Raw genomic sequence first — 22,464 nt, 5'->3', positions numbered from 1 at the left:
ATCTGTCGTATGGGTACGGAACTTCACGAGTGATTCCCTAATTCTGGAGGTGCTCGAGGGGTGGCGGATGGTCGGTCTTCAAGGGTTTTGGCCCAGGATTCGGTTGGGTGCGGCGGCCGGCCTGGGCAGTGAGCAGGTTGTCCCGTCGGCCAATGTCAGGTGGCGGGTGCCGTGGTGAGCATCCAGCGGCTGAACGCGGCGTAGCGTTGCGCGAATTCGGCTGCGTCGCCGGCATGTTCGATGGCAGCGGAGTGCTCGCGTACCGTGTCGAAGCGGGCGCTGCGGGCGTGCTCGTAGGCAGTGAGCGCCTTTCCCAGGTCGGCATCGGCTGTCAGGCTGCTGCACAGGACGCCGACATCTTCGATGCCGAGAGTGCCGCCGGAAGCGATGTGGGGGGACAGTCCGTGTGCGGCGTCGCCGATCAGGGCGACGCGCGCGCTGGTCCAATGGGGCAGTTCCGGGACCAGCCTCACCTGGTTCTCCAGGATGGATTCCTCCGGCGTTTCGGCGATCATGGACAGGAGGTCGTCGTTCCATCCTGCCTCGGCCAGATTCTGTGCGCGTTCCAGTGCCCGTTCGCGCTTGTTTCCGGTCAGCGGTCCGGCATCGAACTGGTTGACCATCCACACGGTCCGATCACGAGCAATCTTCGCGTACCCGCCGCGCGTTCGGCGGCGGCCGACGGTGAGCACGGTGGCCTCTGAGTCTTGGTTGCCCGTCGGCACGATCGCGCGCCAGGCGTAGTGGCCGGAATGCGTGATGGCGTCGCTCCCCGGTACCAGCTGCTTGCGTACGTTCGAGTGGACACCGTCCGAGCCGATCAATAGATCCGTGCGCAGTGACTCGCCGTTGGCGAGGTGCACGACGACGTCTGATTCAGTCTCGGAATATCCGGTCACGTGGGCGTCGAGTCGAATTCGGTCGCGACCTATGGTGTCGGCCAAGAGGTTGTTCAACTCGGGGCGCGGCACGAGCAGGAACTGGTGATCGCTGTCAGTGTAACCAGGAGCGCGGATCGAATTGCCGGCAGGGTTGAAGAACCACGTGTTCTGTTCTGTGCCCATGTCGCGGAGTGCTGGTCCGATGCCTAGGTGGTCGAACTCTCGCATTGCGTTGGCCCACAAGCCGATGCCGGCGCCGACGGCTCGAATCCGTGGCGCCTGTTCCAGCACGATGACCTCGTGGCCGATGAGTTTGAGGGAGGCCGCGGTTGTGAGTCCTACCAGGCCGGCGCCGACGATCACCGTGTATTTCGTGGACAACGTCTTTACTCCTTCGCGTGACGGACAGGGGTGCCGGAGTCGCCGTCGAGACCGGCGGTGTGCTGAAGGCTCATGACGGAAGTTCAGTTGCCGGTTCGTCAGTGAGTGCCGATGCGGTAGGCAGACGCCTATTTCATCAGCGAGATACGGCTCAGAGGCACGTCTTGACCCTATGAGCAGTCGTCGCCTGCTTCAAATGCAATTTAGTCAATGAGGGATTTACTCGCATGCATTTGACTCGTGGTGGGCGCTGGCACGCGGCACGCTGCTTGTCCGTGACAGCGCACTGACGACGGCCCTGCCCGAAGGGCTTGAGCAGCCGTTGTTCCAGAGCTGCGGCCGCGCCTGTGCCGCACCGACGTGTGGCGGGCGAGTGTCTCCGCGCCGTTTGCGTAGGCAGCGGTGTGCCGCCTCAGGCCTGGCCGCCAGGAGTGTCTGGCGCCGCGCCGCTATTCCGACGTCGGTCGCCTCGCTGTGTCGGCGTCGGTGCCCGTTGTGGACCGGTGCCCGAGAAAGGCCGCGAAAGAGTCACGTACCTGAGCGCGGAGCCACGCGTGGGCCTTGTCGTTGTCGTAACGCTGGTGCCAGGCCAGGATCACCGGCACGGGTGCGAGGCCGAACGGTGGTGTGCTGGTGCGGAGTCCGCAAGCGTCGAGCGTTGGTCGGCAGATCTGCTCAGGCACTACGACGAGCAGCTCGCTCTGGCTGACGATGTGCAGTGCCGCAGTGCTGGTGGGGGCGGATGCAACAACTCTGCGCCGCAGGCAGAGGTTTTCGAGGGCAAGGTCGATCGGATCCTCGGTACGGCCGCGACGGGACACAATGACGTGGTCAGCGGCAGCGAAGCGTTCAGCGGTCAACGGGGTACCTGCGTACGGGTGGTCCGGGTGGAACGCGACCACGAGCCGGTCGTCACCGAGCGTTTCATGGTTGATCTCCGGCAGGACCGGCATGGTCGAGCTGATCTCCAGGTCGACCCTGCCGTGCCGCAAATCGTTGGTGTCGATGTCGGCTTCCGCCAGCATCCGTACGGACAGGTCAGGCCCGGCTTGCCGTGTCGCGGAGAGGAGACGGGGAGCGATCGCCGTTGTGAGGGCGTCGTTTCCGCGGATGGTGAAAGCCTAAGTTCCGCAGTTCGTGGGCACGAACGGGCCTGTCGAGCGGTGTCCGCGCAGGTCACGGTGCCGCGAGGCGTGCGCCGCTCCGGAAATGCGTGGGCACACGTCTATGTGATCAAGCATTGCTCTCCCTGCCGTGATCGTTCATGCTGTGGGCATGTACTTGCGGACCACTCAGCGGAAGAACAAGAACGGCACGACGGTCCGCTACGTGCAACTGGCCCACAACCGGCGGGTGGACGGGACCACGCAGGCCGAGGTGCTGCACAACTTCGGCCGCGAGGACCGGCTCGACACCGACGGCCTGCGCCGCCTGGTGGCCTCGATCAACCGCTACCTGGGCGAGGACGGTGCCGATGCGGCAGCTCCGGCGGCCGGTGGCGGCCTGGAGGTGACCGGTTCGCGCCCGTTCGGGGCTGTCTGGCTACTCGAGGGCTTGTGGCGGCATCTGGAGATCGATAGCGCGCTCGCGAAGATCCTCGGCGCACGCCGGTTCCGCACGGACGTGGAGCGGGTGCTGTTCGCACTGGTCGCCAACCGCGCCATCGCCCCGGCCTCCAAACTCTCGGCCGCCGAGTGGGCCGGCCGCGACGCGGCGATACCGGGCCTGGAGACGATGGACGAGGACCATGCCTACCGGGCGATGGACCTGCTGGTGGAATCCGACGCCCAGGCCGAGGTACAGGAGGCGGTGTTCTTCGCGGTCGCCAACCTGCTCAACCTCGAGGTCGACCTGCTGTTCTTCGACACCACCAACACCTACTTCGAGCGCGACGCGGAAGACGGGGGCGAGGCGCCGTTCCGCGCCTACGGCAAGAGCAAGGACCACCGCGACGACCTGCCCCAGATCACCATCGGACTGGCCGTCACCAAGGAAGGCGTCCCGGTCCGCTGCTGGGTATGGCCCGGCGGGACCAGCGACCAGGCGATCTTGCCTCAGGTCAAGGACGACATGCGTGACTGGAAGCTCGGACGCGTGATCACCGTGGTCGACCGCGGCTTCTCCAGCGCGGACAACCTCGCCTACCTCACCCGCGCCGGCGGCCACTACATCGCCGGGATGCGCATGCGCGACGGCAGCGACCTGGCCGAAGCCGCGCTCGCCCGGGCCGCTACCAGCAGGTCCGCGACAACCTGCGTGTCAAGGAGGTCAAGCTCGACCAGGCCCCGGGCCGACGCTTCGTCATCTGCCACAACCCAGCCCAGGAAGAACGCGACCGGCACCACCGCGAGGACGCCATCAGGCGGATCGAGGCCGAACTCGAGCGGATCCGCACCCAGCGCGAACGCGACGCCAAACGCGCCACCACCGCGAAAGCACGGGAGAAGGCAGAGGCCGCCCATCTGCGCGCCGAGTGCGCGCTCATCGAACACCCCACCTTGAAACGGTGGTTGAGGACTTCGAAGAACGGGCGCCTCGCCATCGACCGCACCAAGGTCAAGGCCGAGGAACGCTTGGACGGCAAGTACCTGCTGACCAGCTCCGACCCGCACCTGAGTGCCGAGGAGATCGCGGTCGGGTACAAGGCTCTCCTGGAAGCCGAACGCGGATTCCGCGATCTGAAAACGGTGCTGGAGCTGCGGCCGGTCTTCCACCGCCTCGAACACCGGATCCGCGCGCACGTGCTGCTGTGCTGGCTCGCGCTGCTGCTGATCCGCGTTGCCGAGCGCCGCACCGGCCAGACCTGGAACCGGATCAGCACCCAGCTCGGCCGCGTCCACGAGGTCACGCTCACCGGCGACGCCGGACAACTGACCCAGACCACCCCGCTCACCCCCGAGCAGGCCGCCCTCTACCGCGACTGCGGCATCAAGCCGCCACCCAGGATTACCGCCGCAGACCCGTCCTGACCAGCCAGAACAGGACCACGTGGGCACACGCCCACCCGTTCGCATCCTTGGCGTTTCCGCAGCTCAGACCACCGATTCGACACTCTCGCATGCCTGCCAACTGCGGAAGTCAGGGAAAGCTCTCTGCAGAGTACCGAGATCCAGCGTGCGCCTGGGTTCGAGGATCGCGCGCGACTGTTCGACGAGGTAGTGCACGGCGTCACGAATTTCCAGGGCATAAGGCGTCGGTGTCATTGTTCGGCCTGTGCGGACCAGGATCTGGTCCCCGGTGAGCCGGCGGATCCGGCCGAGGCTGCGGCTCGTGGCCGGAGCGGAGAGGCGTAACCGCTCCGCCGCCCCTGTCACGCTGCCCTCCTCGAGGAGGGCATCCAGCACCGCCAAGAGATTCAGGTCCAGTTGCATGGGGCGAATTTTAGGGCTCACTTGAAAACCACCTGCGGTGATGCGCGTCGGCGCGGTCCACACGGTCTGTTCGCGTGAGGCGATGGTGACGTCCGTGCGGAGGGCCGCGAGTTGGGCGATCAGGGCGTCGGGTCTGGCGTTCCTTGCCGAGGCGGTTGGTGAAGTGATCGGGGCCGACGAGGTAGGGCATGAGGTCGTGGAGGATGTGCCAGGCGGCGACGTGGGGAATGTCCAGCGGCGAGCAGTCGTTCGCTATGCCCGAGGACATCACGGAGACCACTCCCGCGCCCGCCGTTGCCGACCGTCACCGAGCAGGTCACCCCGCGCGCCGAGGTGGTGGAGCACAGCGGCATCGCCCTGGAGTCCGTACGCGACGAGGCCCTCCAACTGTTGGAGGCGGAACTGCTCGGCGTGGCCGCCCTGCGCGCCCATGCCGCCGGCGATCCGAGCCCGGGCGGCGCCGCCGAAGAACGTGAGCGAGGCCAGAAGGAACGACCGTGCGCATTCAGCCGGGCTTGCCCGCAACAGGCGGCGCGGCGGCCGCGCCCTGTAATTTCCTGAGCGTCATGAGGGAGGGTGGCTTTGTCAGTGAGTTCTGGGTTCTGGCACAGATTTTGGGGAGTCGTCGCAGAGCGTTACCTCGATGTTCGATGGCGAGGAGACAGGGTTGCGTGAGACCACGTACGCCTTGTCGTGCGACGATCGGAATTGACGCTCCATCAGATGGTGGCCGATCGCTGCTGCGGTCGGTTGTGGACGGTGATGGTGCTGGTCATGCAGACCGATGCACCGTTCTGGGACTCGCTGTGGTTCGACGGGATCGACGAGGTGGACGTCGAGGCGGTTACGGCCGCGTTCGGCACGGTCGAGGTTGTGGCGAGAGGCCGCGCGGCCGGGGCGGCGTGTCCGGACTGCGACCGCTTTGCGGACCGAGTCCACGACCGGTACCAGCGCAGGCTGAAGGACCTTCCGGTCGCTGAGCAGGGCTTTGTGATCCGGCTGACGGTCCGGCGCTTCATCTGCGGGGCGGCGGGCTGCCCGCGCCGGACATTCGCCGAGCCGTTCTCGCAGCTGGCCGCCCCGCACGCACGGTTCACCACGCGGCTCAACCACGCCCTGGAGCGAGTGGGGCTCGCGCTGGCCGGGCGGGCCGGCGCCCGGCTGGCGGCCCAGCTGGGCTTCGGCGCGGGACGGATGACTTTGTTACGCAGGGTCATGGCATTGCCCGATCCGCGGCTCAGTACGCCGCGTGTGCTGGGTGTGGACGATTTCGCGATCCGTCGCGGTCAGACCTATTCCACCGTCTTGACCAGCGTTGAAGACCATCGAGTGGTCGATGTGCTCCCGACCCGTGAAGCCGGGCCATTGGCCGCCTGGCTGATCCGCCACCCTGGCGTGGAGATCATCTGCCGGGACCGGGCGGGTGCGTACGCCGAGGGTGCCCGGCGCGGTGCTCCGGAAGCTCTACAGGTCGCTGACCGGTTCCATCTGTGGCAGGGCCTCGGCCGAGCCGTGGAGACTTGCGTCGCCGCCCATCGCGACTGCCTGCGCAACCCTTCGCCCGGCGGCGTGTTGCCGGAGGCCACCGGAGGGGCTTCGGGCCGACCGCAGGACGACTCGAAGCCCGTCGGTCGGCGGGCCGAGCGCAAGAAGGCAGCACATACTCTGGTCCACGAGCTGCTTGCCCAGGGCCACTCGCGTCGGGCGATCGCCCGGCACCTGGGCTGGGGTCTCAACACCGTGCTCCGGTACGCGAACGCCGCACGCTGGCAGGACACCATCCGCGAGAACCGGCCCCGGTCCAGCAGGCTGGACCCCTACAAACCCTACCTGGAGCGGCGATTCGCTGAGGGATGCACCAGCGCCACCCGACTGCACGGCGAGCTGGTTGCCGAGCACGCTCCCGTCACCTACGCCATGGTCCGCGCGCACATCGCCACCTTGCGCGGGGCTCCGCCTGCTGCGTCGCCGCGGGCGCCGTCGGTGCGGCAGGTGACCGGCTGGCTCACCCGTCACCCCGCGACCCTGACCGAGGAAGACCGGGCCAGCCTGAAGAAGGTCCTGGCCCGCTGCCCCGAACTGGACAAGGCGGCCGGACACGTCCGTGATTTTGGCGAGATACTCACCGACCGCCTCGGCTCCACACTCCCCACCTGGATCGACGCAGTCGACGCTAGCCGGCTGCCCGGTCTCACGGGCTTCGCACTCCACTTGCCCCGAGACCTCGACGCCGTGACTGCCGGGCTCACTCTCGACTGGAACTCCGGCAGCATCGAGAGCGCCGTCAATCGCATCAAGAAGATCAAGCGGCAGCTCTATGGGCACGCCGGATTCGAACTCCTCCGCAAGATGATCCTGCTTCAGTGAACCTCCGCGATCGCGACCCCAGATGTTGCGCCAGAAACGCCTTCCGACCCCACTCGTCAGAAGCGCGGCCCGACAGGCCCGACAGTGGGATGCGAGACCAAGGCGCAGGCCGCGACCTGCAGTTGCGCTTCCCATGCCGCCTCGTCGAGCCCCAGCGTGTACTCGATGCAGCACGCGCATGGCGGGAGTAGCGCCACGAATGCTTGCTCCTCAGCGGTCTCGACCTCCATCTCCGACCACTCGTCCGATGCCAACTCGGCGAGATCCACCTCCCCTGCGGTGAATCGCGTGGCCAGCCTGCGCAGCGCGTATCGCCGGGCCAGGTGGTGATCGGGCAGAATGATCCCCAATTCTTCGAGAGCCTGCTCGAATGTGTCGCGGATGTCCCGGGGGTCCGCATGACGCGGCAGGCCAGCGAGCTCGCACAGGGTCGGCGTGTCCATTCCCATTGCGAGTGCCTGGGCAGCGGTCATCGGCAGGTCTTCCGGACACACCTGATCCGCCTGATACAGCCACGCTGCCTCCACCAAGGGCGGATAGGCGCTGCGGACAGGGCTGTCAGGTTCGGATGTGTCGTCTATCGCTGCCATGGTTCATACGATGCCAGCACGGCGCGCGAGAGCGCCTGGAAATTTAGACTGTCCCGGCAAACCGCCCTGCGGGCCAACCCACCTCATGCTGTTGCTCCGGTGACACTCCGCGACCGCTCCCCAAGATCTGTGCCAGAACCCCGCTCTCGGTCACGAAGCCAGGAGGGGGAAATCTTCGCCTCGTTCGAGGTTCCGCCAGCCGCACGTGTCGGCGCCGCGCTGCTACGCGACAACAGCGAGTTCCGCGAGAGTCTGGTCAGTCAGGCCGATCTTCGGCTCCCCACCCGACAGGTTCGCCAGGCCGCTGCGCTGGCCTCCTCGGTGGAGGGAAAATGGGGTCGGGTGCCCGGTAAGCCGATGACTCTTTGATGCCGGTGAGTTCGCCCGACAGGATGGCGATGGGGATCTGCTAGCGGACTTCGGTTTGCGCCACGGCTTCGGCCCGGAGCGCGCGTGTCAGACTCAGCGACTTCCCGGATCCCTCCGGGCACCCGTCCGATCGGTGCGCGTGGGAGGGATACCGCGGTGGCCAGGCAGGACGTGAAGGACGAAGTCATCTATCTACGGGCGGCGGGGCTGGACCTGGGCAAGCGGTTCCTGGTGGCCTGTGTGCGCACCCCGGCCGCGTCCCGGGCGGGGACCTGGTCGCTGGAGACGGAGCGGTTCGAGACCACCGCGGCCGAGATCCGGCGGCTGCTGGCGTGGCTGCTCGAGCGCCGGGTGGAGGTGGTGGTCCTGGAGGCCACCTCGGACTACTGGCGGCACCTCTACTACACGCTGCAGCCGCAGCTGAACCTCATGCTGGTCAACCCCGCCCACCTCAAGGGCATCCGGGGCCGCAAGAGCGACCCAAGCGACGCGGCCTTCCTGGCCCGGGCCGGCGCGTCGGGGATGGTGATGGGCTCGTTCGTGCCCCGGCGCGAGATTCGCGAGCTGCGTGATCTGACGCGGTGTCGCACCGAGGTGATCACGGCCCGGGGCCGGGAGGCCCAGCGGCTGGAGAAGGAACTGGAGGACACCGGGATGAAGCTGTCCTCAGTGATCAGCGACATCACCGGGGCCACCGGACGAGCCATCATCAACGCCTTGATCCAGGGGGAGCGCGACCCGGGGACGCTGGCCGACCTCGCCGTGCGCCGGGCCCGCAGCAAGATCCCGGCCCTGACCGAGGCGCTGGAGGGCACCTTCACCGAGCACCACGCCTTTATGTGCCGCCACTACCTCGACGAGCTCGACCACCTGACCGCGGTGGTCGAGCATCTCGACGCCCGCATCGCCGCGCTCCTGGCCCGTCTGAGCAGGGACCAGGACGTGGACCGCCTCGACACCATCCCCGGCATCGGCCGCGCCGCCGCCCAGATCATCATCGCCGAGACCGGCGGCGACATGGCCCAGTTCGCCACCGCCGGACACCTCGCCTCCTGGATCGGGGTCTGCCCAGGAATGAACGAATCCGCCGGCGTCAACAAGTCCGGCCGTACCCGGTCGGGCAACAGCAGCCTCAAGCGCATACTCGGCGTCGCCGCAATGGCCGTGAGCCGCAGCAAGGACACCTATCTCAGCACGTACTACCGGCGCATCGCTTCGCGCCGCGGCAGCCTACGGGCCCTGGTCGCGGTCATGCACAAGCTCGCCATCGCGATCTGGCACGTCCTGCACGACAAGACCGACTACCACGACCTGGGAGCCGACTACTTCACCCGCCGCGACCCCGAACGCGCGATGCGCCGCATGACCAAGGAAGCCAACCGCCTCGGCCTGACCATCCGCTTCGAACCCATCGAGGCGACCTGACCGGCACGAAGCCTCTATTTTCGTGTCAGAGAGGAGGCGCAACCACCACCCGGTTCGCTTCGTACGCCTGCGCGGCGACCTCCCCCCGCACCAGACGATGCCCTTCACCGCCTGGCTGCCATCTCTCGAAGAGATCACCGTGGCGGCGAACTGATTTGGTACTGCTCGGAGTTCGCAGATCTTCGCTTCGAATTACGGGCGGGCCCCGCCGGTCTCGGGTACCGGTGTTCCCGGGGACGTGAAGGCGGCCAGCACCGTGGCCGTGATGTGGTCGGCGGCGCGGTCGGAGGTGAGGCGGCCGGCGCGGATCTCCTCCGCCGCGCTGTGCATGACCGCGTGCAGGACATTGACCATCCAGGCGATCGACAGGTCCGTACGGAAGGTGCCCTCGGCTCGGCCGCGGGCGACCAGCGCCTCGACCCGGGCGGCGGGTCCGGCGTGCAGTTCGCGGATGCGTCCGGCGGAGAGCTCCCGTTGCGCGGCGGCGAGCAGCGCCCGGGCCTCGTCGACCAGGTGCCAGCCGGCCTCGATGTACCGGGCCAGGGCGAGTAGGGGGTCACCGGTCAGGTCGACCCTGTCCAGTACCTCGTTGCCCCGGTCGATGGCGCGGCTCATCGCCGCGTCGACGACCTCTGCGCGGGAGGTGAAGTGCGCGTACAGCGTCACCCGGCCCACACCCGCAGCCCGGGCGATCTCGCTCATGCTCGCCTCGGGATTGCGTCCGAGGCATTCGGCCGCGGCCCGCACGATCGCCTCGATGCTGCGCAGGGCGTCAGCGCGCTTGGTGGCCGTGGAGTTCTTGCTGCCCATGCGCCCACAGTACCCCAGTAAGTCGTACAGCGCTGTTTGGCTTATACCCCCGGGGCGTATAACGTGAACACACCTGTACGACTTAACGACGAGGGGTGAGCGTCATGAGCGACACGGAAACCACCACCACACGCGCACCGGATGCACCGCATCCGCTGCGCTGGACTGCCCTGGGACTGCTGGGACTGGCACAGCTGATGCTGATCCTCGACATCACCGTCGTCGCGATCGCACTCCCCGACATGGGCGTGGAACTGCACCTGGACCGCGCGGCACTGACCTGGGTGGTCAGCGGATACGCCCTCACGTTCGGGAGTCTGATGCTGCTCGGCGGCCGGGCCGCGGACCTGTTCGGTCCCAAGCGGGTCGTCCTGGCCGGGCTCGCCGTGTTCACCGCCGCGTCGCTGGCCGCCGGACTCGCCACCGGCGCCCCGCTGCTGCTCGCCGCCCGGATCGCCCAGGGGACGGGCGCCGCGATGCTCTCGCCCGCCGCTCTGTCCGTGGTGGTGCGGCTGTTCGACGGCGACGAGCGCAACCGCGCGCTGGGCATCTGGTCGGCACTCGGCGGCGGGGGTGCCGCACTCGGCGTGCTGCTGGGCGGGCTGATCACGGCAGGTCCGGGCTGGGCCTGGGTCTTCTTCGTCAACGTCCCCGTCGGCCTGATCGTCCTTGTCTCGCTCGCCCGGATCCTTCCCGGCCTGCCCCGTGCGGGCACCGGTTCCCTTGACGTACCCGGCGCTGCTCTGGTCGCCGCCGCGACCGGTGCCCTCATCTACGCCCTGATCCGTGCCGGTGACCACGGCTGGCTGAACAACGTCACCGTTGCCCTGGTCGCCGCGGCGGCAGCCGCCTACGCGGTGTTCGCCCTCTGGCAGCGCCGGGTCGTGGCACCGCTGATGGATCTGCGTCTGCTGGGCCGGCGCCCGGTGGTGGCGGGCACCTTCGTGATCGCTGTCACCACGGCGCTGATGGTGGGGGCCTTCTTCCTCGGCTCCTTCTACCTCCAGAACCGCCAGGGCCACGGTGCTTTGATGACCGGCGTGCTGTTCCTGCCGGTGGCACTGCTGACCGTGGTCGCCGCCGCAGCCGCCGGCCGCGTGATCGGCCGTCTGGGGGCACGGCTGCTGGCTGTGGTCGCCCTGTCTGTCGCGGCCGCCGGGTTCCTCGTTCCGGTGCTCCGGTCCGGAACCACCGCGATGGTCACCGGCGTGAGCGTCGCAGCGGCGGGCCTGGGCGCCTTGTTCGTCGTCGCCTCCGCCACCGCGCTCGCCACCGTGGCCCCTCACGAGGCCGGGGTGACGTCGGGCATCGTCAGCACCTTCCACGAGTTCGGCGCATCGGCCGGCGCCGCTGCCGTCTCCAGCGCCGCCGCCACGAGCATCGTCGCCCGCTCCGGCACCCAGACGGCCTCCGGCTTCGACGACGCGTTTCTCGTCGCCACGGGCGTGGCCGCGGTCTCCACCGTCATCGCCCTGTGGCTGATCCCCGCCAAGCACCAGTAAGCCCAAGCCGATTGACCAGCCCGATCGCCCTGTTGGTCACCGCATCACAGCGATCCCACCCACAACGGAGCCGGCGTACTGCACGCCCTCGACAGGCTCACGGAGGCACTGGATGAATCACCGCGAGCGTCGGTTGCTGACAGCTGGCATCACCGCGGCAAGTGTCGGCGCGGCACTGGGCGTCACCTTCTGGATCGGTGGTACGCAGCAAGAGGGTGACAAGAGCCAAACCGACCGGCAAGAAACGGTCGCCGAACGCGGCCGGACCGTGATGCCCTTCGACCTCGAAGCGACCACCCACCACTTCACCCCCACCGTGACGGGCGGCATTCAGGACGTCGTCGCCGACCAGCCCGACGACTCCAGACAGATCGGCCTCATACGCACCCACCTCCAGCAGGAGGCCAAGGCGTTCGGCAAGGGCGACTTCGGCGATCCCGCACAGATTCACGGCGACAGGATGCCGGGCCTTGCAAAACTGGAGAAGGGCTACAAGCGCATCGAAGTCCGCTACCGGGAACGGCCCGAGGGGGCCTCCCTCACCTACACCACCGAAGAGCCCGCGCTGGTGGACGCCCTGCACGACTGGTTCGAAGCACAGCTCAGCGACCACGGCGACCACGCCGAAACCGGTCACTGACCAACGAGCCGAGAACGAGCCAGGCCCATCACCGCGCACGTCGCACGATCGGAAGTGGACAGCTTGAACGACCTGTACGAGTTGAGCGAGAGCGTGCCTTCCGTGCAGTGGTCCGCCGCCTGCGCACCGATGCCGGCCTCTCGGGCAAGGCCCCAGAAGCGGTGGCGCTCGCCCTGTCCAACACCTGGCACGGCGTGGTCCTCCACCACGAGGGAGAGCCCATCGACATGGGCCGACAGCCGTCGCTCTCACCGTCGGCACCCTCGCCTCCTCCACCGCCCTGATCGGCTTCGGCCTGGACTCCGCCATCGAGGTCTCCTCCGCCGCCGCGGTCGCCTGGCAGTTCTCCGCCCGTGAGCACGCCGTGCGCGAAGCCCGTGAGAAGGCCGCTCTGCGGATCACCTCGGTGTCGTTCTTCCTGCTCGACGCCGTCCGTGCCCTGACCGGAACAGGCGAGGCCGAACGCTCCCTTCCCGGCATCGTCCTCGCCGCCCTCTCGCTGGCGGTGATGCCGTTCCTGTCCGCCGCCCAGCGGCGCACCGCTGCATGTGGCGAAAGTGGAGCGGAGTCACGGGTTCACGCGAGCGGAGGCCGCTCCAGCGGAGCGATCGGGCCCGCCATGTAGGCCGACCTCGACTGACGTGGCTCCTCCCGGTTGAACCGGTGCACGAACCGCTCATGCAGAGCACCCCGTTGGCGCGAGCATGTTTGCCTGGCCGGTGCAGGCACGTGCCTTCCAGCGAGTTGATCGGCTGCGCATGGATCGGTGGACCTCCGCGCCGGCGGTGCCGGGAGGCGGAAGCCCACCGTAGGGGGCCGATCCGTCAGGCGGTCAGGCTTTTTCCTGCATGCTGCGCCGGGCGGGATTACCCTGTTCGGCGGCTTTCGGATCCTTGTCGCCCGCTTTGGCGCGCACGCCCTGGGCGATGCGGTCGCCGATGGACTTGTCGATGTTCGACCAGTACTCGAAGGCCCGCTTGAGGACGGGTTCCGAGACGCCGTTGAGGAGATGGCCGACGACGTTGTCGACCAGACGGTCGCGCGCGGCGTCGTCCATGACCTCGCGCACCAGTGTGCCGGGCTGGCCCCAGTCGTCGTCCTCGGGATGACTGACGTAGGCCGCACGGGTGATGGCGCCGTCGGCCTGCCAACTGGGCGGGGAGTAGTGCGCGGGGTCGGCTGCGGGGCCGCCCTTGGAGTTGGGGGCGTACACCGGGTCGGCGGTCTTCCGGTACGCCATCGCCCCGTCCTTGGAGTAGGTGTGGACGTCCACGACCGGGGCGTTCACCGGAAGCTGCTGGTAGTTGCCGCCGATCCGGTGGCGGTGCGCGTCCGCGTAGGCGAACAGCCGGGCCAGCAGCATGCGGTCCGGGCTGGGGCCGATGCCGGGGACGAGATTGTTGGGCTGGAAGGCCGCCTGCTCGATCTCCGCGTGGTTGTCGGTGGGATTGCGGTCGAGGGTCATACGGCCGACCGGGATCAGCGGGTAGTCGCCGTGCGGCCACACCTTGGTGAGGTCGAAGGGGTTGAAGCGGTAGCTCGCGGCCTCCTCGTACGGCATCACCTGCACGTGCAGGGTCCAGCTGGGGAATTCGCCGTCGCGGATGTGCTCGAACAGATCACGCGTGTGGTAATCGGTGTCGGCGGCCGCCATCTGGTCCGCCTCGTGCTGGGTGAAGCACTCGATGCCCTGGTCGGTCTTGAAGTGGTACTTCACCCAGAACCGCTCGCCGGCGGCGTTGATCCACATGTAGGTGTGGGAGGTGTAGCCGTTCATGTGGCGCCAGGTCCGCGGGATGCCGCGGTCACCCATCAGCCAGGTGACCTGGTGGGCGGACTCGGGAGAGAGCGTCCAGAAGTCCCACTGCATGTCGTGGTCGCGAAGGTTGTTGTCGGCGCGGCGCTTCTGGGAGCGGATGAAGTGCTGGAACTTCATCGGGTCCTTCACGAAGAACACCGGCGTGTTGTTGCCGACCATGTCGTAGTTGCCTTCGCTGGTGTAGAACTTCACCGCGAAGCCGCGTGGGTCGCGCCAGGTGTCCGGGCTGCCGCGCTCACCCGCGACGGTCGAGAAGCGGACGACCAGGTCGGTGCGGGCTCCCGGCTGGAAGACGGCCGCCCTGGTGTACGCGCTGACATCGTGGGTCACCTCGAAGTGGCCGAAAGCGCCGCTTCCCTTGGCGTGCGGCTGGCGCTCGGGGATCCGCTCCCGGTTGAACTGAGCCATCTGCTCGATCAGATACGCGTCCTGCAGCAGGATCGGACCGGCAGGCCCCACGGTGAGCGAATGCTCGTCGCTCTCGACCGGGGCGCCGGAATCGGTCGTGGTGACAGGTGGAGTCTCCGTCATGAATCTGCCCTTCGTCGTACGGAGCGGCGGCGTACCGGGCACGCTGCCCGCGCCCAGAGCCTTTCGGTCCCGTGCAGGCCAGGTGACCTTCATCGGCCGCCACAAACATCGCTTTCCCGACCAACGTGCGGTTGTTCCGAGAACTACGTCCGTCTCACTGTCGACCTCACCCCGCTCGACGAACCGGGGCAACGCACGGCATGTCGGCATGTCGGCACCATCATGCGGTCCGGGTACTGATCGGCTTGCCTGACGAGGCCGAAGGATCCCGCACCCGCATTCCTCCTCGCCCGGATGGGTGCGGATGCCGGCCGCCCACAGAAGGCTCTGGCCGACGGGAACGAGCTGCCGCCCCGCCTGAAGGCCGGCACCGGCGCGAAGGCGGTTCAGGCCGGGTTCGGACCGCACGGCGTCGCGGTGACGGGCACGATCCTCGCCTACACCGACACGGTCCTCGCAAGCGGCCGTGAGCATCTGACCGACTGGCAGGTGGAGGTGAACCACGCCATCAAGGAGACCGGCCCGAGCCTCAACACCGACGCCGTGCTTGCCGTGCCGACCAAGACCAGCGAGGTGCGCCTCTTCGAGCTTGACAACGGCACCATGTCCCGGGCCCGCCTCGCCAAGGAGGTCTCGGACTACGAGCGCTGCGCCGGGCACCGCGTCTGGGAGGGAGCCCACGGCACCAACGGCCGCACGCTCCCCTTCTGGCAGCGCCACCGCTACACCCGCTCCGAACGCTTCCCGCGGCTGCACGTCGTCCTGGTGGACACAGAGAAGCACCTGCTCGACAACCGCCGCCAGGCGCTCACCGCCGACGTGTACGGCATCGCCATCGCGGTGTGGGTGAACAACCTGCGCCGGCTGAAGCGCCCCGAGCCCCGGTACGAGATCGGCGTCGACGCCCCGGACCGGCGCCGCGACCGCTACGCCGAGCCCGTAGGCCGCTGAAGGGGCAGGGCAGGCCGGCCGCAGTGACGACGCTCCCTCACACACCAGCCGTGGGGGGCGTTGTTCCGCAGCCTGTTCCGCCGACGAGCCTGACGGCTGCGCGGGTGTGGGTTCCGCGTCAGGCTGTCCACCGGAGCTGTTCTGACCAGCGGGTTTGTGGTCGTCTCGCCGAGGTGTCCACCAGTTGTCCTGCGGCCGCGTCCACTTCCTCTGGCGCGGTGCGGCCCCTGGGCTGCGGTGTCGCCCGGGCATGGGCACGGGTAACGTGCTGAGTTGCTGGTGCAGCTCGGGGTGGTGGCGGCGATGGGGCTGCCGAAACTGCGGCTACCCCGGGTGGTCAGTTGTGACGCGGGTGGTCGGCCGAGAGCTGAGCGCGATTGGCGGCACCCGGTACGGGAGCAGAGCCCCGATACGGCAGCAGGGTCCGGACCGCGCGTCGCGGTCCGGACCCTGCCCCGTGCGGTGCCGCCCTGCGGCGGCGGTACGTCAGCTCTGTGCGGTGTCGTCGCCCGCCTGCCCGGCGCCCTCAGCTGCACCTGTCTTCTCGCGCATCTTGCGCACCAGCTCCGCCTTCTGGTCGGCTGCACCCTGGCGGTCGAGGTTGCGGTGCGGACCGTTGTTCTGCCGTTCGGCGCGGGACAGCTTCTTGCGCTGGCCACCGCCCATGCCCACGGGGTTGTTGATGTTCTTGCTCACGGTCACGGGTTCTCCCGGTAGTGATGTGAAGTGATCTACGGATTCATCGGTGGGGGATGGGCGCCGACAACGAAGGACGTCAGTAGGGGCCCATCACGCTCTCACTCGTAAATCGGCCTCTGGAAGAACATGACAGAGACGTTACCCGGTTCCGTTCCGCGGCAGGCCCTGGGGGGCCAGGGCAGGCTGCGCAAATCACCCAGCGTCAGAGCAAGGGCGTCCCGTGGACGGACGGGTGAGTTCGCCGCCTGCTCCTGGGCCAGCGAGCAGTGGTGCAGCAACGCCGGCTCCAGGCGGTGGAGTTGCAGGGGGTCAAAGACGGCCAGGACGCGGTTCGTAGTGTACGGAGATGCCAGTCGGAAGCCGGCGACAACCCTCATGTCCAAAGGAGCCCTATGGCCGTGTCCTATGTGGTGAGGCGGACAAGGCGTTTGTAGCACCAGATGGAACCCATAACTGGTCGCAGGGCAGTAGTTGCGGGAGCCGCTCTCCGATAGCGTACCGACCGGATGGTACGGCATGGTGTGGTTCCACGTACCGTCGTGTGCTCGATGAACAGCAACGTCTTATCCGCCACAGGACGGAGAGCCCATCATGAAGCAGAACACGGACCGCGACGGCCTGGTCCTTGCACGCCAGACCTGGAGAACTCTTGAGCCCTACCACGGGGCTGTCTACTTCTCGCCCGAAGCCGCAGGGCAGTACGCCGAGTTGGGCGTGGATGCCAGGACGGGGTACTTCGCGTCCCGCTCCGCCGCGCTCGGCGCCGCTCCGGCGGATCTGGTCATCGCCACGTTCTACAACTTCAATCCCCAACTGGTGCGCCGAGCCATTCCCGCGGCATGGGAAGTCGCCACGCCCCAGCAGTTCGCCGCCGCCCGGCTCACCGGGATCGATACCACGCTTTGCCGCATTCTCGGCGCGGACGTCTCCTCACCGGAGCTGGCCCGCGCGGCGGAATTGGCCCGTACTGCGGCTGAAGTGACTGTGCGCCATCCACACGGCCGCCCTCTCTTCGCCGCGCACGCCGCACTGCCGTGGCCGAGTGCACCCCACCTCGTGCTCTGGCAGGCGCAGACTCTGCTGCGGGAGTTCCGGGGCGACGGTCACGTGGCGGTACTACTGGCTGCCGGCCTGAGTGGGCTCGAGTCTCTTGTCACGCACGCAGCCACAGGCGACATCGATGCAGAGGTGCTGCGCGCCTCGCGGGCATGGACGCCGGAGCAGTGGGGACAGGCCGTGCAGAACCTGCGTGAGCGTGGATGGCTCGTCGACGGACCTCACCTGGCGTTGACTGAGGACGGTGCGCGACGCAGGGCGGAGATCGAGCACACCACCGACAGGCTTGCCGCCCTGCCGTACATCACTCTCGGTCCTGCCGCCTGCGCCGAACTTCGTTCGCTGGTGAGGCCGTTCAGCCTTGCGCTGGCCAAGGAGCTCCTGCCGTGGGCAGCCGACCGCCTTGGCGAAGAGAGCACATGAGAGAAGAGCGAGGCAGGGCTTTCTGGACGGCTGAAAACCTTCCGGATCCTGACCGGGGTCGGGTGTGTCAATTTGATGGCTCTGTCTGATATTCGGTGGTGACGGAGGGGTGGCGTTGGTCCGAGGAAATTGCGGTGGCGGAGGAGGGCGAAGCCTGCTCTGCTGTGTATCTGCCGCGCTATCAGTTTGGTCTTGGTGTTGGCACCCTCGGTGGGTCCGTTGCTGTGGGGAGAGTGAACGCGGCGATCACAGCGTCGCGGTCGCGCCCAACCCCCGGGTGAAGGCGTGCAGATCCGGCAGATCGGCAGCCCGGACCTGGGTGATCCAGGGCTCGAGCGCGTCAGCGTTTCCGCTGCGAGCGGTGTTGTGCTCGTATGTGGAGGCAGCCGGTGCCGTGCAGGACGAGACCCTTCTGCGTTCAGTGGGCGGCCAACGCGGCTGTCCTGGCATCCTTCTTCGGTGACCGCGGCGGTCACGATGAGGCCGGTCGCGGGGATGGCGTTCCCAAGCGGACCGGCTTGCCGGAGGTCGGGGAGGCGATCTGGGTGGTCTGGGATTCGGCTTCGACGAGACTGATTCGGAGCCCTTCAGTTTCGGCTTCGGCGATCAGGCCGAGAAAGTGAAGGATTTCCTGCTCGTAGACGGAGCGTCGTGATCGATCCTGCTGACGCCCTGACAGTTGGGCGTTTCGTCTGTGGAGCGGAAGGACTGCCCGCGTCGGCCAATGTCTGACTCCGATGCGGCCTGTGACGGTCAGTACCCGCGGGCGTGGATCGCCTGCAGCCATGGTTCCCGGACGGCGGGGATCCGTGCGAGTGTGTGCCGGAACGCGTCGCGGGAGGGCCGGAACCGTGACTGGGGGTGTGGCGGCAGCGGATCGTCCCGCTCCACGCCTGCTGGCAGCCGGCCGGCCGCCGGCAGCCGCGTGCGGTGAGGTGGGAAGGCCAGCTCGGCCCAGAGGGTGGCCTCGACAGGCACGGGCACGGCGCCGCTGTTCGGCTGCCATGTCTGGCCGGTCTGCGGGTGGACCGGCACCAGCACCAGATCGGCGGCCGGCTCGCCGAACCCCGGTCCGGCCAGGGCCAGCCGCTTCGCGTGTTCCCCCGTGGGCAGAAGCACGGCGAGGGCCGGGCCGAGGAGTTCGGCGACCGCACCGGGCGCCGCGTCGACCGGCCGGCCCTCGGCGGCTGCCACTACATGGGCGAGGGCTACGCCGGCCGGGATGTCCCGGTACTCGCTCAGTCTGTGCCGCAGTGCGCCGTCGGCCGGTAGCTCCGCCCAGTCCATGACGGGCCGCTCCGGCGGGCCGGGCAGCCGCACCACTGTGTGGGGGAGGAGCCTGACGGCCTGCCACTGCCCGCAGTCGTCGATCCGGGATCCGACCGGCAGCCCGCAGTCCAGGCAGGCGAGGTTCGGTCCGCCGCTGCCGTTGATCCCCATGCAGTAGCCCTCGGTCCGTTCGGTGATCAGTCCGGTGGCGCGCATGTCGCCGGGTGCGAGCAGGACGGTGTCCGAGGGCCCGTCGGGCAGATGGCTGAACGGAGCGAAGATGCCCCGTGCCGCCGCCTGCTGCGCTCCGATCTCCTCCCACGGCCGCCAGGGTGGCCCGTACGGCTCGGGGTCGATGGCGTAGGTCCCCGCCTCCAGGAGCGGCGGGTGCAGTGTCTCCCAGTGGGTGTCGCTCAGGTGGATCGGCAGTGCCACCCGTGACACCGGCGCAGTCAGTACCGCACCGCAGCCCGCACATCCGAACAGGGCCAAGCCCTTCCCTCCTCGCCGTCGAAACCCCTGCATCCCACCAGGGAGACGGCTGACAGGCAACGGGATTTCGGCCGGCACCGGCCGTTCCCGCCGGTGGCGGGTCCTCGGCCTCGGTGTCGATGTCTGTCACCGGGGGTGGTGTGGGTCGGTGGTTCTTGATCGGGCCGATGCCGACGGGACAAAGGTGTGTGGTGGTGTTGCTCGGGTGTGGTGGTTGAGGTGGTGTGCGTACCAGGCGGTGCTGGCGGTGAAGCGTGTGTCGAAGCCGGGGCCGGGGTGGAGTCGTGTGTGGTGCCAGATGCGGCTGGTGTCGTAGTAGTGGTCTTCGGTGAGGAGGGCGTATTGGTGGTCGGTGAGTTCTGGTAGGTGTTCTCGTACCAGCGCGCGGTGTTCGGTGATGGGGGTGGGGCGGGCGGGGGGCAGGTGCAGCAGGGTTCGCAGGCGTGTGTGGAGGTGGTCCATGCGCAGGGGGCGGGGGTAGGCCACGTGGTAGGTGCTGCCGTGAGCGCGACTGCCGCCGCCGCTGTGGGGTGGGGGTTGGTATGTGAGTGCGGTGATGATGCGGGCGAGGTCCTGGACTGCGATGGCGGAGGTTTTGGGGGGTGGTGTGTCGGGCCAGGTGGGTATGTGGCGGAGGATGCGGGCGAGGGTGGGGATGAACCAGTGGTCTCCGGTGCCGTAGACGAGGTGGGGGCGCAGGACGGTGCCGCCTGCGGCGCGTACGGCTTCTTCGGCGTGCAGACGGGTTGTGCTGGCGGGTGAGAGGGGTGCGGGCTGCAGCTGTCCTTCGTGGGAGCCGCGGTGGGGGCCGGTGCCGTAGACGGAGGCGGTGCTGACGTAGATGAAGCGTGTGACTGCGTGGCGGGCGGCTTCGGTCAGCAGGGCCTGGGTGCCGGTGTGGTTGATGGCGTGGCATTTTTGCGCATCGCTGCCCACGTAGCTGGCGGTGTGGATCACTGTGGTGATCCCGGAGCAGACGCCGTGCAGGCTGGGCGGGTCGGTGAGGTCGCCGGTCACATGCTGCGCCGCGGGGGTGGGGGGTGTTCTTCGGGAGAGCACGCGAAGGCTGGGCGCGGTGCCCTGTGCCCGGTGGTGGCGGGTGAGTGCTTTGAGTACGGCGCGTCCGATGAAGCCGGTGCCGCCCACGAGGAGGACGGTGCCGGTGTCGGTGCTCGTGGTGGGCGGCGTGCTGCTGGCTGCGGCTGCGGCTGGAGTGTGCATGGCGGGGCTCCTTGTCGGGGTGCGGGCCGTGCCGGTCTTGTGGCGTGCGCGGTGCCCCCGGCCCACTGGCCCGGGAGCACCTGGCCTCCGCCCCAGGCTGCGGCCCGGGGCAGGCAGCCTGCGGCCCTGGTCCCGGTCCCGGTCGCAGCCGACGGGGCGGGACCTGCGGCCGCGTTGGGGGAGCGCGTGGTGTGGGGGTGCGAGGTGCCTTCGGCCTCCCGCCCCGGGCTCCCTGCCCTGCCCCGGGAGCGTGCAGCCTCTGCTCTTTGGCCGCGGTTCCGGTGTGCGGGTCCTGCCTCTTGGCCGCAGCCTCGTCCTGCGGTCGCAGCCCGCAGCTTCTGTCTCGGGCCGGGGAGCGCCCGGCCCGAGCCCTGGCCACGGCCCCTGCTACCGGTCGTGGTCCTGGTGTGCGGCTTCTGTCCTCCGGCCGCGGCCCGAGTCTCTGCCTCGGGTTGGGGGGCGCGGCCTGGGCCTTGGTCCGTGGTGGCGGTTTCTGGTCCGCGGTTGTGGTCTGTGGCTGGCCGGGTGGTGGCTGATGGGCGGCTGCGGCTGCGGCTGTGTTAGAGGTGGGTGCCGCCGCTGGCGTCGAGGTGTTGGCCGGTGATCCAGCGGGATGCGTCGGAGGCGAGGAAGGCGGTGATGTCGGCGATGTCGTCGGGTTGGCCGATGCGGTTGTGGGTGGAGTGGGTGGCGAGGTGGGCGGCGGTTTGGGGGGTTTGTCGTTTGTGTTTGTTCATGTCGGTTTCGATGTATCCGGGGTTGATGGTGTTGACGGTGATGTTGCGGGGGCCGAGTTCTTTGGCGAGGGCGAGGGTGAGGGTGTTGAGGGCTCCTTTGGTCATGGAGTAGATGAGGGATTCGGGGTAGGCGATGCGGGTGGCTGCGGAGGAGATGTTGATGATGCGGCCGCCGTCGCGGAGGTTTTTCAGGCCTCGTTGGACGAGGAAGAGGGGGGATCTGGTGTTGACGGCGAAGAGGCGGTCGAAGAGTTCGGGGGTGACGTCGTGGATGCGGGCGGATCCGCTGATGGCCGCGTTGTTGACGAGGATGTCTAGTTCGGGTCCTTTGTGCTGTCTGGCGAGGGTGTCTTCCATGTGGGTGTAGAGGGTTTCGATGTCGCCGGGCACGCCGAGTTCGGCGTGGACGGCGAAGGCCTGTCCGCCGTCCTGGGTGATGAGTTTCAGGGTGTGCTGTGCGGCTTGTTCGTTGCTGCCGTAGTGCACGGCGGTCAGGGCTCCTTCGCGGGCCAGCCGGCGGGCGATGGCCCGGCCGATCCCGCGGCTGGCTCCGGTGACCAGTGCCGTCTTCCCGGTCAGTGTTCCCATGCCCCGGTTTCCCCCTGTTTTTTGACGGTCGGACAGCGTCGGATGTGCGGTGGCGCATGCTCGTGGGTGTTCACGGCGCGGGCGCGGGCGCGGACGGTGTGGCGGTCCGGCTGTGCCCGCGGTCCGGGCGGTCACCGCTGGGTGGTGGGGGTGGCGGTGGCCTGGTTGTGCGTGGGGGTGCCGGCCGTGTGTCGGTGTGGTTGGTTCCGGGCTTTTCTTTGGGTGGCGGTCACGGTTTCGCGCGGGCTGGTGGGGAGTTGCTCTGTTCTTCCTTGGGCTGGTGGGGAGTTGCTCTGTTCTTCCTTGGGCTGGTGGGAAGTTGCTCTGTTCCTTGTTGGGTTG

The 22,464-nt window shown here is 68.2% G+C and carries 17 protein-coding genes and 5 pseudogenes; 11 read left to right on the top strand and 11 right to left on the bottom strand.

Annotated elements, in window-relative coordinates:
* Window positions 1-155 precede the first annotated feature (155 nt).
* Window positions 156-1,262: an FAD-dependent monooxygenase gene (locus OG858_RS00775; RefSeq protein ID WP_328545247.1), complete on the bottom strand. Its 1,107-nt coding sequence runs from the start codon at window positions 1,260-1,262 to the stop codon at window positions 156-158.
* Window positions 1,263-1,711: 449 nt separating this feature from the next.
* Window positions 1,712-2,374, bottom strand: coding sequence for a LysR substrate-binding domain-containing protein (locus tag OG858_RS00770; RefSeq protein WP_328545368.1), 663 nt, complete (start codon window positions 2,372-2,374; stop codon window positions 1,712-1,714).
* 163 nt (window positions 2,375-2,537) lie between these two features.
* On the opposite strand from OG858_RS00770, the pseudogene OG858_RS48490 reads away from it, so the two are divergent.
* A pseudogene (locus OG858_RS48490) lies at window positions 2,538-4,231 on the top strand (IS1634 family transposase).
* Between the two features lie 114 nt (window positions 4,232-4,345).
* Here OG858_RS48490 and OG858_RS00755 read toward each other — a convergent pair.
* Window positions 4,346-4,633: pseudogene (locus OG858_RS00755) on the bottom strand (LysR family transcriptional regulator); the annotation flags it as partial.
* A gap of 294 nt (window positions 4,634-4,927) precedes the next feature.
* Between OG858_RS00755 and OG858_RS00750 the strand changes: the two are divergent.
* Together OG858_RS00750 and OG858_RS00745 are read left to right on the top strand one after the other, a co-directional pair.
* Window positions 4,928-5,194 (top strand): hypothetical protein, encoded by a 267-nt coding sequence (locus tag OG858_RS00750; RefSeq protein ID WP_143677086.1) that lies wholly within the window; start codon window positions 4,928-4,930, stop codon window positions 5,192-5,194.
* 162 nt (window positions 5,195-5,356) lie between these two features.
* On the top strand, window positions 5,357-7,000 hold the full coding sequence (locus OG858_RS00745; protein ID WP_328545248.1) for an ISL3 family transposase: 1,644 nt from the start codon (window positions 5,357-5,359) through the stop codon (window positions 6,998-7,000).
* Window positions 7,001-7,056: 56 nt separating this feature from the next.
* Here the strand turns inward: OG858_RS00745 and OG858_RS00740 are convergent, their stop codons facing one another.
* Window positions 7,057-7,590 carry a hypothetical protein gene (locus OG858_RS00740; protein ID WP_319318149.1) on the bottom strand — a complete coding sequence of 178 codons (534 nt, stop codon included), beginning with the start codon at window positions 7,588-7,590 and terminating at the stop codon, window positions 7,057-7,059.
* Window positions 7,591-8,130: 540 nt separating this feature from the next.
* Here OG858_RS00740 and OG858_RS00735 point away from each other — a divergent pair.
* Together OG858_RS00735 and OG858_RS00730 are read left to right on the top strand one after the other, a co-directional pair.
* Complete coding sequence (locus OG858_RS00735) at window positions 8,131-9,384, top strand: IS110 family RNA-guided transposase (protein ID WP_086749537.1); 1,254 nt, start codon at window positions 8,131-8,133, stop codon at window positions 9,382-9,384.
* A gap of 22 nt (window positions 9,385-9,406) precedes the next feature.
* Window positions 9,407-9,538: a hypothetical protein gene (locus tag OG858_RS00730; protein WP_328545249.1), complete on the top strand. Its 132-nt coding sequence runs from the start codon at window positions 9,407-9,409 to the stop codon at window positions 9,536-9,538.
* A gap of 38 nt (window positions 9,539-9,576) precedes the next feature.
* Here OG858_RS00730 and OG858_RS00725 read toward each other — a convergent pair whose 3' ends face one another.
* Window positions 9,577-10,194: a TetR/AcrR family transcriptional regulator gene (locus tag OG858_RS00725; RefSeq protein ID WP_319268900.1), complete on the bottom strand. Its 618-nt coding sequence runs from the start codon at window positions 10,192-10,194 to the stop codon at window positions 9,577-9,579.
* Window positions 10,195-10,298: 104 nt separating this feature from the next.
* Here OG858_RS00725 and OG858_RS00720 point away from each other — a divergent pair, with 104 nt between their 5' ends.
* The 4 genes and pseudogenes from OG858_RS00720 to OG858_RS00705 form a co-directional block, all read left to right on the top strand.
* Complete coding sequence (locus tag OG858_RS00720) at window positions 10,299-11,696, top strand: MFS transporter (protein WP_328545250.1); 1,398 nt, start codon at window positions 10,299-10,301, stop codon at window positions 11,694-11,696.
* A 112-nt stretch (window positions 11,697-11,808) separates the two neighbouring features.
* Entirely contained in the window at window positions 11,809-12,336 is a 528-nt protein-coding gene (locus OG858_RS00715; protein WP_319268897.1) for an aspartate carbamoyltransferase, read from the top strand.
* A 54-nt stretch (window positions 12,337-12,390) separates the two neighbouring features.
* Window positions 12,391-12,572, top strand: a pseudogene (locus tag OG858_RS00710) (GNAT family N-acetyltransferase); the annotation flags it as partial.
* Window positions 12,573-12,577: 5 nt separating this feature from the next.
* A pseudogene (locus tag OG858_RS00705) lies at window positions 12,578-12,913 on the top strand (cation transporter); the annotation flags it as partial.
* A 255-nt stretch (window positions 12,914-13,168) separates the two neighbouring features.
* Here the strand turns inward: OG858_RS00705 and OG858_RS00700 are convergent.
* A complete protein-coding gene (locus tag OG858_RS00700) occupies window positions 13,169-14,686 on the bottom strand; it encodes a catalase (protein WP_086746524.1) in 1,518 nt (505 codons plus the stop codon).
* A 294-nt stretch (window positions 14,687-14,980) separates the two neighbouring features.
* On the opposite strand from OG858_RS00700, the gene OG858_RS00695 reads away from it, so the two are divergent.
* Window positions 14,981-15,637, top strand: coding sequence for a replication-relaxation family protein (locus tag OG858_RS00695; protein ID WP_086746525.1), 657 nt, complete (start codon window positions 14,981-14,983; stop codon window positions 15,635-15,637).
* A gap of 486 nt (window positions 15,638-16,123) precedes the next feature.
* On the opposite strand, the gene OG858_RS00690 is transcribed toward OG858_RS00695, so the two are convergent.
* The gene (locus tag OG858_RS00690; RefSeq protein ID WP_179200783.1) at window positions 16,124-16,339 is read right to left on the bottom strand and encodes a DUF6243 family protein; all 216 of its coding nucleotides are present in this window, start codon (window positions 16,337-16,339) and stop codon (window positions 16,124-16,126) included.
* A gap of 588 nt (window positions 16,340-16,927) precedes the next feature.
* On the opposite strand from OG858_RS00690, the gene OG858_RS00685 reads away from it, so the two are divergent.
* Window positions 16,928-17,815: an SCO6745 family protein gene (locus OG858_RS00685; protein ID WP_086746527.1), complete on the top strand. Its 888-nt coding sequence runs from the start codon at window positions 16,928-16,930 to the stop codon at window positions 17,813-17,815.
* A 119-nt stretch (window positions 17,816-17,934) separates the two neighbouring features.
* Here the strand turns inward: OG858_RS00685 and OG858_RS00680 are convergent.
* The 4 genes and pseudogenes from OG858_RS00680 to OG858_RS00665 all read right to left on the bottom strand — a co-directional run.
* A pseudogene (locus tag OG858_RS00680) lies at window positions 17,935-18,172 on the bottom strand (transposase); the annotation flags it as partial.
* Window positions 18,173-18,568: 396 nt separating this feature from the next.
* Entirely contained in the window at window positions 18,569-19,576 is a 1,008-nt protein-coding gene (locus OG858_RS00675) for a hypothetical protein (RefSeq protein ID WP_328545251.1), read from the bottom strand.
* Window positions 19,577-19,702: 126 nt separating this feature from the next.
* Window positions 19,703-20,797 (bottom strand): NAD-dependent epimerase/dehydratase family protein, encoded by a 1,095-nt coding sequence (locus OG858_RS00670; RefSeq protein ID WP_328545252.1) that lies wholly within the window; start codon window positions 20,795-20,797, stop codon window positions 19,703-19,705.
* 560 nt (window positions 20,798-21,357) lie between these two features.
* Window positions 21,358-22,122 (bottom strand): SDR family oxidoreductase, encoded by a 765-nt coding sequence (locus OG858_RS00665; RefSeq protein WP_319068620.1) that lies wholly within the window; start codon window positions 22,120-22,122, stop codon window positions 21,358-21,360.
* Window positions 22,123-22,464 lie beyond the last annotated feature (342 nt).

This window comes from Streptomyces europaeiscabiei (assembly GCF_036346855.1).
GTDB lineage: Bacteria > Actinomycetota > Actinomycetes > Streptomycetales > Streptomycetaceae > Streptomyces > Streptomyces europaeiscabiei.
This window is presented reverse-complemented; position numbering and strand designations above follow the sequence as displayed.